We start from the raw sequence: 14,324 nt of genomic DNA, 5'->3' as shown, positions 1-14,324 counted from the left end.
TTTCCATCCAGCGGCAGACCACCGCAGACAGAGTCCATGACGGTGCCCTCCCGATTGCTGCAGCAGTGCTTCCAGGAAGCTCGCAACAGCGCCTCAGAACTGATCGCGCGCTGCGTTGACGCGGCCATTGCCAGCTTGCAGGCGGCCGAGAAAGCGTCCAAGGAAGTGAAGCAGCGCGACCAGCTCGCCCTGGCCTGGTGGGGACTGCTCCAGAACAAGATCCACTGGGGCTCCTCGTTCCCGCAGCACCTGCACGAAGCGCTCGAAGCCGCACCTGAGGTGCAGACCTCGCGTCCCGCGCTGCTCGGCGAATCGTCCCTGCTCTCGCTGGTGGAGGAGGAGGCCGTCAACGAGTCGCTTGAATCGGCCCGCCTGGTACACAGCCTGCTGCCTGCAGTGGAGCAGCAGCTCACCGTGCTCGACGCCCTCATGAGTTCGGTGCTGAGCCTGCCCACCGTGCAGCCCGAGCGCAATCCCATGCGCCCTTCGGTGTTCGTGCGGGCCTTGCGCGAGACCATGGCCACCGTGGAGCAGGACCCGCAGGTGCGCGGCCTGTGGCTGCGCCACATGGGCGAGCCGATAGGGCGCGAGCTGCAAAAGCTGTATGAGCGCGTGGCGCTGATCCTGCAACGCGCCAACGTGCGCGAAGCGGGCTACCGCGTGCGCCTGGCCACTGAAGGTGGGCATTCCACCCGTTCGGGCGGGCTGTCCACGCGTTCCGGCGGCCTGTCCAGTCGCGTCGGCGAGCTCGGCGTTTCCAGTGGATCGTCCGGCGTGAGCCACTGGCACGACATCAATGACCCGGTGAGCCTGCCCAGTCGTCCGTCCTGGGCCATGGCCGAGAGCCTGCCAGCCATGCCGGAACTGGCGCGGCTGCGCAGCCGTGTCGACAACGAGGTGTTCCACGAATTTCTCAGTCACGGTGGCAGCCACTACGACCAGCCGCTCACGCACGACTACTACGACCAGGTGAGCGAGGAGCTGGCCGCCATCGAAGCGTTTGCCGCCATTCCGGTGCTCGATGAGTCGATGATTCTGGAGCAGAGCACTCGCTACCGCGACCTTCCGGTGGTGGATCGGCCGGCGCGGGAAGTGGGCACCGCCAGCCAGCTCAGCCGCAAGGCCTGGGGCGAGTTCGCGGCCGCCCACGAGCGCGCGCGCGTGCTCATGCACCTCAAGCAGAAGGCGCAGCGCGTGGCCCAGGCGGTGGGCCTGGATCTGGTCCGCACGCTGGTCAGCCAGGTGGCCAGCGATCCCTTGCTGCTGGCACCAGTGCGCGAAGCGGTGGTGGCGCTCGAGCCTGCGCTGCTGCGCCTGGCGTTGGCCAATCCGCGTTTCTTCAATGAAGACAGTCACCCCGGTCGCCGCCTGATCGAAGGTGTGGCGCAACGCAGCTTCAAGTACAACGACGAGTTTTCCAGCGAGTTTGAAGTCTTCTTTCTGCCTGTGCAGAAGGCGTTCAACGACCTCAATGCCAACGGCAGCGGCGAGCCCGAACCCTTCGCGCAGGTTCTCAGCCGCCTCAAGGCCATCTGGGAAGAGGAAGACCGGCAGGAAATGCTTGTGCAGGACCCGGGCCTGCAGTCGATTCGTCACGCCGAAGAGCGCCAGGCGCTGGCCGACCAGATCGCCTGGGACCTCAGTCAACGCCCCGATGTGGACAACGCACCGGGCGTCATCCTGGACTTCCTCTATGGTCCCTGGGCACTCGTGATGGCCTCGGCCCAGCTCAACGACACCGAAAGCCAGGCGGACCCAGGCGGCTACCGCAAGACCGTTTCCAACCTGCTCTGGAGCGTGAAGAAAGAGGTCACCCTCAAGCGCCCCAAGGAACTGTTTGCCATGATTCCGGGCATGCTGTCCAACCTGCACGCCGGGCTGGACATGCTGGGCAAGACCCGCGAGGAGACCAAACCCTTCTTCGACGCCTTGATGCGCCTGCACCAGCCGGTGCTGGGCCTGCGTCGTGCGCGCATCCGCAACGACGCGAACAACTCCGATCCCGCGCCGCTGGAGGCCGCCTCGTCCGAGATCCCAGGCTCCATGTCCCTGGAGCTCGACGAAACCCTGCCTGCCACGCCCGAGCAGCGCAAACCCAAGCCCAAAGCCCAGCCCTGGCTGGGCCAGCGCGAGCTGGAAGCCGCGGGATTCGAGGACACGCTGCCCACGGACTATGGCGACCTGACCGAGCCCGTTCCCAACGAGGCCCCAGAAAGCGGACACGATGCCGAGGATGAGGCAATGGGGCTGACCCAGCAGGAAAGCGCCGACCTCAATGCCGCCGCCGTTCTGTCGGGCCTGCGCGAAGGCGACTGGGTCGATCTGTTCTCACGCCGCGAGTGGCTGCGCGCCCAGCTCATCTGGGCCAGCAGCAAAGGCACGCTGTTCATGTTTGTCAGCCGGGGCGGACGCCCCCATTCCATGACCAAGCGAAGCTGCGAGCGCCTGATCGCCAACCGCCTGTTGCGCCCCATCGACGGCCAGGGCGTGGTCAAGAAGGCGCTCAAGGCCATGAAGAAGGCGGACGCCGCCTCGGCGTCGCGTTCCGTGGAATCCGAAGCGGCCTGAGCGGCCGCGCGTCAGCATCCTCCTACATCCCCCGACGAACTGCACCGACAGCCCGGTGCCGTGTTGGCTGGAATCATGCGTTGAAGACCCACAACGCATCGAGGAGCGCCCATGAACCGCATCAACGCCCACCTGGCCAACCGCATCGACGATGCCTGGCAAGTCTATTTTTCGCACATGGGGATCTGGCTCGCAGCCGCCACCGCCGGCCTGCTGTTGATGTGGTTCGTATCCGTCCTCAACGATGTCACCGAACGAGGCGAGCAACGCCGCCTGCAGCAGCGCACGTCTGGCACGTTGCTGCTGCCCGATGAAATGAAGGTGCGGGATCTCTCAGCTCCCATCCCGGTGCATGGCCTTCTTGGCCGCCACCCGAAGGGAATGGGGTGGAAACAGCGCCACTCTTCGGTGCACTCCTAGGCCAGACACCCGGTCTGGCCGTCGTCGCGCGCCTCGATGGGTGCTGTTTCCACTCCATTCGCACTTGGAAAAACAGTGGGAACAGGCCCCGGTTTTCAACCGGAGTGCCCTGTGTCGACCCCGCCGAACGTCCTGGCATGCTGTCGCCCGACCAGCAGGGCGAGGGCGGCGCCATCGTCCATAGCGAGGCATCAACACCGAAGGCAACCAGGTGGGCCTGCATTCCATGGGTTGAAGAGCGCGGTCAAACGTCGCTGCGGTGCCGTTCAATGCAGGTCCTCAACACCGCGTCGCGATCACGCTGCCACCAGTTCCCGGTGGAAAAGATCTCCACCTCGCTGAAGCCGTTGAAGCCCTGGTCTTCCACCCAGCCGCGAATGCGGGGAATGTCGATGACGCCGTCGCCCATCATGCCCCGGTCGTTGAGCAGGTCGGTGGTGGGGGTGAGCCAGTCACAAACGTGGAAAGCGAGCAGGCGCTGCTTGCCGGCGCGTTCAATCTGCGCCTGCAGTTTCGGGTCCCACCACACGTGGTACACGTCTACCGCCACGCCGAGAGCGCCGCTCTTCGCAGGGTCGAGCAGATCGCAGAGGTCGAGTGCGTGTTCCAGGGTGTTCACGCAGGCGCGGTCGGCAGCGTACATGGGATGCAGGGGCTCGATGGCCAGCGGCATGCCGCTGGTTCTGGCATAAGCGAGCAGTTCACCAATGCCGTCCTGCACTTGCTGACGCGACCGCGCGATGTCCTTGTGTGCTGCCTGGCCGGCCAGGGCGCCAGGCAACGCGCCGACCACGAGCACGAGGCAGGTGGCGCCGAGTTCACAGGCTTCGTCCACCGCGCGGTGGTTGTCGTCGTGCGCGGCTTGCAGGCCGGCCGCGTCGGTGGCGGGGAACATGCCGCCCCGGCAGTAGCCCGAGAGCTTCAGGCCGTGGGTCTTCACAAGACCGCTGATGGCTTTCAAGCCGCTGGCGGCGACCTGGTCGCGCCAGGGCGAGATGGCCCGGATGCCATGGCGTGCGCAAGCTTCGATGATGTCGGTGAGCGGCTGTTCCTGGCCATGGCTCTTGCGAACTGTGGCGGTGTTGATGGACAGCCAGCGGTGGTCCTGGGAGAAATCGCGCATGGAGATGCTCTGATATCCGTTCGCCCTGAGCTTGTCGAAGGGTTCGCGTGAAGGGTGTGGATGGGCTTTGTTCCTTCGACAAGCTCAGGATGTGCGGAATGCAGCCCGAAGGGTTAGGGGTTGACGCCGTGCAACGCCAGCAGGGTCTTCATGCGATGCACGGCGAGCTCGGGCTGCTCCAGCAGGTTTGCTGCATCGGCGAGCCGGAAGAGTTCGGCGAAGTGCGGCAGGGAGCGGGTGCTCTGCTGGCCACCCACCATGGTGAAGTGGCGCTGGTGGCCGTTGAGCCAGGCCATGAAGACCACGCCGGTTTTGTAGAAGCGCGTGGGCGCGGCAAAGATGTGGCGCGAGAGTGGGACTGTGGGTCCCAGGATGTCGTGGAACTTCTGCAGGTTTCCCCGGGCGAGCTCGCCCAGCGCGGCGCTGGCGGCGGGGGCGATGGCGTCAAAGATGCCAAGCAGGGCGTCGCTCTGGCCTTGCGTGGTCTCGGTGCCCCAGCCGTCGCCGGCAATGAGTTCGGCGTAATTGAAGTCGTCGCCGGTGTACATGCGCACGCCTCTGGGCAGGCGCCGGCGCATGGCGATCTCCTTCTCCTTGTCGAGCAGTGAAATCTTGATGCCGTCGACATTGTCGGGGTGTGCGGCAATCACCGCCAGCGCGGTGTCCATCGCGCGATCGGTGTCGATGCTGCCCCAGTAGCCCTTGAGCGCGGGATCGAACATGTCGCCCAGCCAGTGCAGCACCACCGGTTGCCTCGCCTGGCTGAGGATGCGGTCGTACACACGTTCGTAGTCGGCCGGGCTCCTGGCCACGCGGGCGAGTGCCCGGCTGGCCATCACGATCAGTTTGCCGCCGAGTTTTTCGATGGCGGCCATCTGCTCTTCGTAGCCCGCGATGACCTCATCGACCGTCTTCACGTTCTCCGGCACCAGGTGGTCGGTGCCGCAGCCCGATGCCACCAGTGCGCCGGGCACATCCTTCGCGGCATCGAGCGAGCGGCGGATGAGTTCGAGTGAGGTGGGCCAGTCCAGCCCCATGCCGCGCTGCGCGGTGTCCATGGCCTCGGCCACCCCCAGGCCAAGAGACCACAGCCGCTGTCGGTAGGCGATGGTGGCATCCCAGTCCACTGCGCATTGCAGCCAGGGGTCGATGGCGGCGAGCGGGTCGGCCACCACGTGGGCGGCGGAGTAGGCGATGCGGTTGAACTTCACGCCCGCCGCCGCTTGTACCGGGTTGGTGCCGCGCAGGGTGTAGGCCTCGATGTTTCCAGAGGCGTTGGGGAGTTTGAGCGAGTGGGCCATGGCGTCACACCGCCAGAGGTTGCACATCGACCCAGCGGCGTTCCTGCCAGCTCTGCAACGCCACCTCCACCAGTTGCACGCCCTTGGCGCCTTCCGGCAGCGTCCACCTGTAGGGTTCGTCCTCCACTACGTGGCGAATGAAATGTTCCCACTGGATCTTGAAGCCGTTGTCGTAGACCTGCGTGTCGGGCACGTCCTGCCACTGCTCGGAAAAATTCATGGTGTTCTTGACGTCCGGATTCCACACCGGGCGCGGCGTGTTCACGCGACTCTGGGCCTTGCAGCCGGTCAGTGTGGCCACGGCAGAGCCATGTGTGCCGTCGACGTGGAACGTCACCAGGTCTTCGCGGTTCACGCGCGTGACCCAGCTCATGTTGATCTGCGCGATGACCGGCTCGCCGTTGTGGCCGGTGAGTTCCACCGTGGCGTAGGCCGCGTCGTCGGCGGTGCATTCGTAGGGCTTGCCGGCTTCGTCCCAGCGTCTGGGAATGTGCGTGGTGCCCAGGCAGGAGACCGACTTCACCTCGCCGAACAGGTTGTCCAGCACATAGCGCCAGTGGCACATCATGTCCAGGATCATGCCGCCGCCGTCTTCCTTGCGGTAGTTCCAGCTGGGTCGCTGGATCGGTTGCAGGTCACCCTCGAAGACCCAGTAGCCGAACTCGAGGCGCACGCTGAGCATGCGGCCGAAGAAGCCGGCGCGGCGCAGCATGTCGAGCTTGCGCAGACCAGGCAGGAAGAGCTTGTCCTGCACGGCACCGTGCTTGAGCCCGGAGGCTTGCGCCAGTCGCGCAATCTCCACCGCTTCGTTCAGGTTGGTGGCGATGGGTTTTTCGCAGTAGACATGTTTGCCCGAGCGAATGGCCTTGGCCAGCAGGGTGGGGCGCATCTGCGTGGTGCCGGCGTCGAAGAACACCGTGTCGTCCGTGTTCGCCAGTGCGGCGTCCAGGTCGGTGCCCCAGCGTGCAATGCCATGGGCCTTGGCCAGGGCTTCCATCTTCTCGGCGTTGCGGCCAATCAGGATGGGGTCGGGCAAGACCTTGTCGCCGTTGGAGAGCGTCACGCCGCCCTGGGCGCGGATGGCGCAGATGGAGCGGATCAGGTGCTGGTTCATGCCCATGCGCCCGGTCACGCCGTGCATGATGAGGCCGAGTTTCTTGGTTGCCATGTGGGGTCTCCGTGAAGGCGGGGTGAAATCAGGGGATGGCCTGCAGGCTGTGCCACAGCGGCGCGGCCGCGCTGGCAAAGCCAATGGTGTGCAGGGCGTTCAGGTCGATCTGGCCATCGCGCACCGCAAGGTGCGGTCGGCCGGTGGCGTCGGTTTCGTAGAGGCCAGGGTGGGCCTCGGCAAAAGCCTGGGCTTCCTGGGTCGGCGCGGTGCCGAAGCCGTCCACGTAGTGGTGGCCATTGCGTTCAATGTGGCGCACGCCGAGGCTGGCGGCCAGCAGCGTGTCCTGTTGTACGGCCAGACCGGCCTGGCAGGTGAGGTCTTCGCCCGAGAGCAGCAGGCGCGGATCGTTGGCGATGCGGTGGGCGTTGGCCAGCGAGCGGTAGATGCCCTTGCAGGCTTTGCTGGAAATGCCCCTGTAACCGAGCGCCAGGCCCTGTTCGAAGGCGCCCGCGTGGTCATCCGACTCGTCCAGGATCACAGGCACGCCGATCGGCAGCGAGGCGATGGATTCGCGCAGTGCCACCGCTCGCGCCAGGGGCTGTTCCAGCAAGAGCGTGCGACGCAGCAGGTCGGTCAGCAAGGGTGTGGCCAGCAGGGCGCGCCAGTAGGCGCCCAGGCTGGTGGCATCCGCAAAGGTCTCGTTGCCGTCAAGCGTGGCGCGGTAGTCCACGCCCAGTCGCTGCAACACGCTGGCGATGCGTGCAAGGCGTTCCAGATCGGCCTCGATCTGCCCGCTGAGCTTGAGCTTGAAGTGATGCAGGCCGTGGCGGCGGGCGGCGGATTCAAGCGTCGCCGGCAGGCCGTCTTGTGGGTCGGGGCCGGCTTCGTCCTCGGCCAGCCGGTCGGCCAGGCCCACGGTGTGGCGCAGCACCACGTGGGACGGACGTGCGATCTCCAGCCGCTGGCTCCACGGATCGCCCAGCACGCCAGCGCGCAGCCCCTCCACCCACGGCAGTCCGGCGGCGCGCAGGGCTGCGTCGGCCACGGCTTTGTCCAGGAGCGCGGGGCCGAACTGAGCCGCCAGGCGCGGCAGGCCACGCGCCACCGACACGCCCAGTGCGGCTTCGCCCGCGGTCTGCGAATGTCCGTGGGGGCTCAGCGCGTCGCTGGTGGCCAGCAGCGCATCGCGCGCGTTGCGAAGCGACTCGCGCAATTGCTCGAAGTTCTGCTCGTGCGTGAGCGCCGGCGATTTGTCGAACCACTTGGGCACCATCAGTTCCGCGCTGGCTCCCTCGAAACTCCTGCCGCCCACCTCGGCACGCACGCGCACAAAGGCTTGCGGGCATTGCGTGACGGTGGCCGCGCCGAAACGGAACGGCAGGCGCAGCGTGACATGGCGCTGGAACAGCAGCACCTCGATGATGCGCAGCGAGGTGGCGGTCATGAAAGGGCCTCCCAGAGAGTGCGCACGTGGCGCGCAGATGCTTCGGCGCAGGCCGGGCCGTCGGGCAGGTATTCGAATGGTTCCACCGCCATCCAGCCGGCGTAGCCCTGTTGCCTGAGCACCTGAAGGATGGGCCGCTGATCAGTCTCGCCCTGGCCGGGGCCGCGCCGGTTTCGGTCATTGAGTTGCACGTGCGCAATGTGTCCACTGGCGAGAAATCGGCTCAGCACCTCATGCACCGGCTCGTTCTCGCTGTGCGAAGCCGCGCTCACGTCGAGCATGGTGCGCAGCGCAGGCGAGCCCACGCGGTCGACCAGCGCGGCGGCTTCTGCCACGGTGTTGATCACCGGGGTTTCAAAGCGGCCCAGTGGCTCCAGGCAGTACACGACACCGGCGGCCTGCGCGTGCGGCGCCAGCTCGGCCAGCGCGGCTTCCAGCCGCAAGGTGGCATCGGCCACGCTCTGGCCAGGTTCGGGAGAGCGCTGCTTTGGTGAACCGTGCACCAGCACCTGGGCGCCGCAGTTGGCGGCAAAGTCGATCAGGCGGCGAAGCAGGTTCAGTGTGCGGGCGCGCAATGCGGTGTCGTCCGTGACCAGCGAGAGTCCTTGCGGCTTCACCAGCAGCCAGTGCAAGCTGGAAACGCCAAGCCCGCTGCTCGCTGCGAAGGATCGGACCCGCTGTGCATCACTCGCGTGCAGAGAGGCAGGATCCTCGGCCAGGGTGAAAGGCGCGATCTCCAGCGCGGCATAGCCCATGCGCGCGGCGGCTTCGCACTGCTCGGGCAGCGACAGGGGCTGCAGCACTTCGTTGCAAAGCGAAAGTTTCATGCCGGGACCCTGTCCTCGGGCTTGCGGCCGTACAGCGTCCAGAGCTTCCAGCCAATGGTGGCGAAGATCATGGCCGCCACGGTGCCAGCAATGGGACGGGTGAAGAAAGGCGAGAGGTCACCGTCGGAGAGGATGAGCGCGCGGCGCAGGTTTTTCTCCAGCAAGTCGCCGAGCACGATGCCCAGGACCAAGGGTGCCATGGGGTAGCCGAAATGTCGCAGGAAGAAGCCGATGAGGCCGAAAGCCAGCATCACATAGACGTCGAACAGGCGCCCTGCGATGGCGAAACTTCCCACTGCGCAGAGCACGAAGATGATGGGCACGATCAGGTGTTGCGGCACTCGCAGCACCTGCACCAGCGCCTTGGTGAGCACCAGTCCATAGATGAGAATGCCGATGGTGGCGAACAGCATCATGGCCACCACGTCGTAGACGAACTGAGGGTTCTCCACCATGATCAGCGGGCCGGGCTTGACGCCGTGGATGATCATGGCCGCCATCAGCACCGCCGCTGGTGCCGAGCCCGGAATGGCCAGCGTGAGCACCGGAATCATCGCGCCGGGCACGCAGGCGTTGTCACCGGTTTCGGCAGCCATCAGTCCTTCCACCGAGCCTTTGCCGTACTTTTCCTTTTCCTTGCTGGCGCGTTTGGCCGCCGCGTAGGACGACCAGGCCGCCACGTCTTCGCCCACGCCGGGCACGATGCCCACGCCAGTGCCGATGAGGCCCGAACGAAGGATGGTGCGCCAGTACTGCACCACATCGCGCAGCTTCGGGATCACGGTGTCGAAGGCGCTGATCTTCACGGGCGCCTGCCGGTTGCGCATGGCCGTGAGCAGCTCCGCGAAACCAAAGGCCCCCACCAGCGCGGGCACCAGCTGGATGCCACCCGCCAGATCGCGCACACCCCAGGCGAAGCGCTCGTAGCCGTATTGCGGTTCCTGCCCGATGGTGGCGATGAAGAGGCCTGCGATGCCGGCGATCCAGCCCTTGAGTGGATCGTCCCCCGTGAGGGTGCCGGCGATGATCACGCCAAACAGCGCCAGCCAGAAGAATTCATAGGCGCCGAACTTCAGCGCCAGGCCGCCGAGCACTGGTGTGAATGCTGCCAGAAAGAACATGCCGATCAGCGTGCCCATGACCGAGCCCGTGGTGGCAATGCCCATGGCGCGACCAGCCATGCCCTGGCGGGCGAGCTGGTAGCCATCAAGGCATGCAGCCGCAGACGCTGGTGTGCCAGGTATGTTGAGCAGGATGGCCGAGCGCGAGCCCCCGTAGATGGAACCCACGTAGGTGCAGATGAGAATGAGCAGTGCCTGCTCGGGCGGCATCTTGATGGTGAGCGTGGTCATGAGCGCCAGCGACATCGTGGCGGTAAGGCCGGGCAGGGCGCCCATGACCACACCGACCAGCGACGCCAGCAGCGCGAATGAGACCGTCTCGGGCGTGCCGAAGCGGACGATTGATTGGCCGAAAAGAAACAATCCGTCGAACATGGGGAAAGATCAGGGCAGGCGGACGAGGAAGACGTGCTGGAACACCAGGGTGACCACGGCAGAGGTGAGCAAGCCCGCGATCAGCGACACGGTGATGCGGCGCCGCCAGGACTGTTGCTCGGGGGCAAAGCTGGCCACGAACGCCGTCACGAACAAGGCCGTGACCAGCCAGAAGGGCGCGCGTCCGACCAGCAGACCCGCGTACAGCAGGCTGAGCACCATCGTGATGACGATGCGCGGGTTGAACAGCCGCTCGCCGACCTCGCCCGCTGCGGCCGCCCGAAGCTTGCGCCGCCAGCCGCGCAGCATCAGCACGATGCCCAGCAGCATCACGACGCTGCCCAGCGCGCCAGGCACGAAGCCCGGCATGGTGTAGAGCACCGCGCCCATGGACTCGTAGCGGTCCATGCGCAAGGATTCCCCCACGATCAGCAGGCCAAACCCTGCCCAGGCCGCGCCGCCCCAGAGGTCGGCGCGGGCGGTTTTTCCGCCCTCGGTCATGTGAATTCCTGGTGCGTCGTCGGATCAGGGCTTGGGAATGCCCACGGTGTCGGGCGACACCTTGGCCTTGCCAGCGGCCTGCTGCGTCCAGGCGTAGGACTGGATGGCCGGGAACACGGCCTTCTGCGCTTCGTCGCCCGCCATCGGGGCAAACATGGCGCCGCGCGATTGCGCGTACTTGCGCAAAGCGTCGCTCTTGACCATCTCGGTGGCCCAGATCTTGTCCAGCGTCTGCTTCACTTCAGGCGGTGCGGCCCTGGGCACGAAGATGCCGAAGTAGTTGATCGGGTCCTTGAAGCCGGGGATGAACTGCGACAGTGGCGGGATGGTGCCGAAGCCTTCGATCTCGATCGACTTGTCGCCCACCACCGCCAGCGGGCGGATCTTCTTGGCGCGGATCATGTCGGTCTGCTCGGCGGCGAGCTGGGTCGTCACCTGCGTTTCGCCGGAAGCGGCGGCCACCGCGGCGGGCGCACCCCCGTCGTAGGTGACGTGCTTGTAGGTCACGCCGGCCGCGCGCGACAGCGACTCGATGGCCGAGTGACCGCTGGAGTTCACCCCGGCGGTGGCCACCGAGATGCTGTTCGGGTTGGCCTTCATCGCCGCGAGCAGCTCGGGCATGGTCTTGTAGGGCGTGTCGGCGTTGACGCCCACCACAGCGATGTGGGCCACGTTCAGGTACAGGTTCCAGTCGCTGGCCGAGGTGTCGAGCATGCCCAGCACCTTGTAGGTACCCAGGTCCTTGGCGCCGCCTGCGGTCCAGGTGTAGCCGTCGGCCGGGGCCGACATGGCGTTCTTGGTGCCCACCGAGCCGGAGGCGCCCGGCTGGTTCATGATGACGATCTTCTGGCCCAGGTGCTTCTCCAGTTCGGCGGCAGTGACGCGCGAAACCTGGTCGGTGGAGCCACCCGGTGCCCAAGGCACGATGAGCGTGATCGGGCGGTCCGGCTTCCACTGGGCGAGAGCGCTGGCCGAGGCCATGGCCAGCAGGGAGGTGATCAACAGTTGGCGAAAGGGCAGGACGGTATTCATGCGGTGTCTCCAGGTTTAATTCACTGACTGGTGAATCGTAGGAGGCGTGAATTCCAGCGTCAAGGCGCTCGATCACTCAGCTTCTAAGGACATACCCTAGGATCACGTCGCACATGTGCGAGAGCCGTTCGCTGTGGGCTTTGGGCGTCATGAGATCGCGCCCGAAGATGGCCGAAAGCGTGTGATTGTTCGAGAGGTAGAAGTAGGACAGTCCGGCGATCGACACGTAGAGCTGCACCGGGTCGATGCCGCCGCGAAATGTGCCTTCCACGCGGCCTCGCTCCAGGATCTCGCCCAGCATGGCCACCAGCGGCGAGTTCAGCTGGCGCGCCCGTTCGGACTGTTGCAGGTGGCGCGCCCGGTGCAGGTTGGCGCTATTGAGCAGGGTGAGGAACTCCGGGTGTTCCAGGTAGTAGCTCCAGGTGAACTCCACCAGCCGGCGCACGGCGGTCTCGGGCTTGAGGTGCAACAGGTTGAGCTCGCGTTCGCGCTCGCGGATGTCGCGGTACACCTGCTCCAGCACTGCTTGAAACAGCTTTTCCTTGTCCTCGAAGTAGTAGTAGATGAGGCGCTTGTTCAAGCCTGCGCGCTCAGCGATGCGGTCCATGCGCGCACCGCCCAGGCCATGCGCCGAGAACTCGTCGCGCGCGGCCATCAGGATGGTATTCTGGGATCGGTCGGCGTCGCGCAGACGCTCCTCCAGAACGGGTGTGGGTACAGAACTCATGCCGTGATAATTCACCAATGGGTTAATAAAGTCAATCGCATGCCCCAGATCGCCGGTCACCTGCTCGTCGAATGCCTGATTGCTCAGGGCGTCACCCATGCCTTCGGCGTGCCGGGCGAAAGTTACCTCGCCGTGCTCGACGGCTTCCACGCCCACGCCGGGCGCATCCGCTTCGTGACGAATCGTCAGGAGGGCGGCGCAGCCTTCATGGCCGAGGCACAGGGCAAGCTCACTGGGCGACCCGGCGTGTGCTTCGTGACACGCGGCCCGGGCGCCACCAACGCATCCATCGGCGTGCACACCGCATTTCAGGATTCCACGCCGCTGGTGCTCTTTGTGGGCGACGTGGCCAGCGACGCGCGCGACCGCGAGGCGTTCCAGGAAGTGGACTATGCCGCGTTTTTCGGGCCGAGCACCAAGGGCATGGCCAAGCGCGTGGAGCGCATTGACGACGCCCGCCGCATTCCGGAGTATGTGGCGCGTGCCTTTGCCACCGCCATGAACGGCCGTCCTGGCCCCGTGGTGCTGGTGCTGCCCGAAGACATGCTCACGCAGACCGTGGACGCGCTGCCGCTGCCGCGCGTGGAGCCGGTTCAGGCCTGGAGCGATCCGGGTTCGCTGCGAGAGCTGCGCACGCTGCTGCTCGCGAGCGAACGCCCGCTGGTCATCGCCGGGGGCGGTGGCTGGACGCCGCAGGCTGCCGCCGCGCTGCAACGCTTTGCTGAAAACTGGCAACTGCCCGTGGCCAATGCCTTCCGTTTCCAGGACACCTTCGACAATCACCACGCGCTCTACGCGGGCGATGTGGGCCTGGGCATCAACCCGGCGCTGGCGCGCCGCGTGCGCGAGAGCGACCTGCTGATTGCCCTCGGTCCGCGCCTGGGCGAGTCCACCACGGGTGGCTACACGCTGATCGAGGCTCCACTGCCCAAGCAGAAGCTGGTGCATGTGCACGCCAGCGCCGAAGAGCTGGGCCGCGTGTACCAGCCCACGCTGGCCATCAACGCCACCATGAACGCCGCTGCGCGCAGCCTGGAGGTGCTGACCGCGCCGCCCGAATTGCCTTGGGCTTCATGGGCGCAGGCCTGCCACGCCGATTACCTGGCCAACATCGACCCGGCCAACGGCGGTGTGGTGCTGCCCGGCAGCATCGACATGCCGGCCATCATCCACTCGCTGCAGCAGCACCTGCCGGCCGATGCGGTGCTGACCAATGGCGCGGGCAATTTTGCGAGCTGGCTGCACCGGTTCTTCCGTTACCACGGGCTGGTCAAGGGCCACAAGACGCAGCTCGCACCCACCAATGGCGCCATGGGCTACGGCGTGCCGGCCGGCATCGGGGCGGCGATTCTCACCGGACGCATGGCATTCACCATTGCGGGCGATGGCGATTTCCTCATGAACGGACAGGAGCTGGCCACAGCCGTCCAGCACGGTGCCAAGAGCATCGTGCTACTGCTCAACAACGGCAGCTACGGCACGATCCGCATGCACCAGGAGCGCGAGTATCCCGCGCGCGAGAGTGGTTCGGGGCTCTCGAACCCGGACTTCTGCGCGCTGGCGCGGGCCTATGGCTATGCGGCCGAGCGCATCAACCGCACGGTGGAGTTTGTTCCTGCATTGCAGCGTGCATTGGCGACACCGGTTGGCAGCGTGATCGAGGTGATGATCGACGTGGACGTGATCACCACACGCGGCACGCTGAGCGCGATCCGCCAGAGCGCGCTGGGCGCCGCGTCGACCTGAAGATGTGAATACATCACAAACCACGAGG

At 66.0% G+C, this 14,324-nt stretch carries 12 protein-coding genes; 3 read left to right on the top strand and 9 right to left on the bottom strand.

Going from position 1 to position 14,324, the window contains the following annotated elements:
* Positions 1-36 precede the first annotated feature (36 nt).
* Entirely contained in the window at positions 37-2,568 is a 2,532-nt protein-coding gene (locus AB7F11_RS04115; protein WP_428289500.1) for a DUF1631 family protein, read from the top strand.
* 111 nt (positions 2,569-2,679) lie between these two features.
* Complete coding sequence (locus AB7F11_RS04110; protein ID WP_428289499.1) at positions 2,680-2,988, top strand: hypothetical protein; 309 nt, start codon at positions 2,680-2,682, stop codon at positions 2,986-2,988.
* A 244-nt stretch (positions 2,989-3,232) separates the two neighbouring features.
* On the opposite strand, the gene AB7F11_RS04105 is transcribed toward AB7F11_RS04110, so the two are convergent.
* The 9 genes from AB7F11_RS04105 to AB7F11_RS04065 form a co-directional block, all read right to left on the bottom strand.
* The gene (locus AB7F11_RS04105; RefSeq protein WP_428289498.1) at positions 3,233-4,111 is read right to left on the bottom strand and encodes a sugar phosphate isomerase/epimerase family protein; all 879 of its coding nucleotides are present in this window, start codon (positions 4,109-4,111) and stop codon (positions 3,233-3,235) included.
* 113 nt (positions 4,112-4,224) lie between these two features.
* Positions 4,225-5,412: a dihydrodipicolinate synthase family protein gene (locus tag AB7F11_RS04100; protein WP_428289497.1), complete on the bottom strand. Its 1,188-nt coding sequence runs from the start codon at positions 5,410-5,412 to the stop codon at positions 4,225-4,227.
* 4 nt (positions 5,413-5,416) lie between these two features.
* A complete protein-coding gene (locus AB7F11_RS04095; protein ID WP_428289496.1) occupies positions 5,417-6,580 on the bottom strand; it encodes a Gfo/Idh/MocA family protein in 1,164 nt (387 codons plus the stop codon).
* Positions 6,581-6,608: 28 nt separating this feature from the next.
* On the bottom strand, positions 6,609-7,967 hold the full coding sequence (locus AB7F11_RS04090) for an enolase C-terminal domain-like protein (protein ID WP_428289495.1): 1,359 nt from the start codon (positions 7,965-7,967) through the stop codon (positions 6,609-6,611).
* Positions 7,964-8,794: a sugar phosphate isomerase/epimerase family protein gene (locus tag AB7F11_RS04085; RefSeq protein WP_428289494.1), complete on the bottom strand. Its 831-nt coding sequence runs from the start codon at positions 8,792-8,794 to the stop codon at positions 7,964-7,966. The genes AB7F11_RS04090 and AB7F11_RS04085 overlap by 4 nt, the downstream gene beginning before the upstream one ends.
* Entirely contained in the window at positions 8,791-10,290 is a 1,500-nt protein-coding gene (locus AB7F11_RS04080; RefSeq protein ID WP_428289493.1) for a tripartite tricarboxylate transporter permease, read from the bottom strand. Before AB7F11_RS04080 ends, AB7F11_RS04085 begins: the two co-directional genes overlap by 4 nt.
* 9 nt (positions 10,291-10,299) lie before the next feature.
* Positions 10,300-10,791, bottom strand: a complete 492-nt coding sequence (locus AB7F11_RS04075) for a tripartite tricarboxylate transporter TctB family protein (protein WP_428289492.1) — start codon at positions 10,789-10,791, stop codon at positions 10,300-10,302.
* Positions 10,792-10,815: 24 nt separating this feature from the next.
* Positions 10,816-11,823: a Bug family tripartite tricarboxylate transporter substrate binding protein gene (locus AB7F11_RS04070; protein ID WP_428289491.1), complete on the bottom strand. Its 1,008-nt coding sequence runs from the start codon at positions 11,821-11,823 to the stop codon at positions 10,816-10,818.
* Between the two features lie 76 nt (positions 11,824-11,899).
* The gene (locus tag AB7F11_RS04065; protein WP_428289490.1) at positions 11,900-12,550 is read right to left on the bottom strand and encodes a TetR/AcrR family transcriptional regulator; all 651 of its coding nucleotides are present in this window, start codon (positions 12,548-12,550) and stop codon (positions 11,900-11,902) included.
* A gap of 39 nt (positions 12,551-12,589) precedes the next feature.
* On the opposite strand from AB7F11_RS04065, the gene AB7F11_RS04060 reads away from it, so the two are divergent.
* Positions 12,590-14,296, top strand: a complete 1,707-nt coding sequence (locus AB7F11_RS04060) for a thiamine pyrophosphate-binding protein (RefSeq protein WP_428289489.1) — start codon at positions 12,590-12,592, stop codon at positions 14,294-14,296.
* Positions 14,297-14,324: the final 28 nt, after the last annotated feature.

This window comes from Hydrogenophaga sp. (assembly GCF_050250835.1).
Classification (GTDB): domain Bacteria; phylum Pseudomonadota; class Gammaproteobacteria; order Burkholderiales; family Burkholderiaceae_C; genus Hydrogenophaga.
Note: the sequence above shows the minus strand (reverse complement) of the source record. Positions and strands in the feature narration are given on the sequence as shown.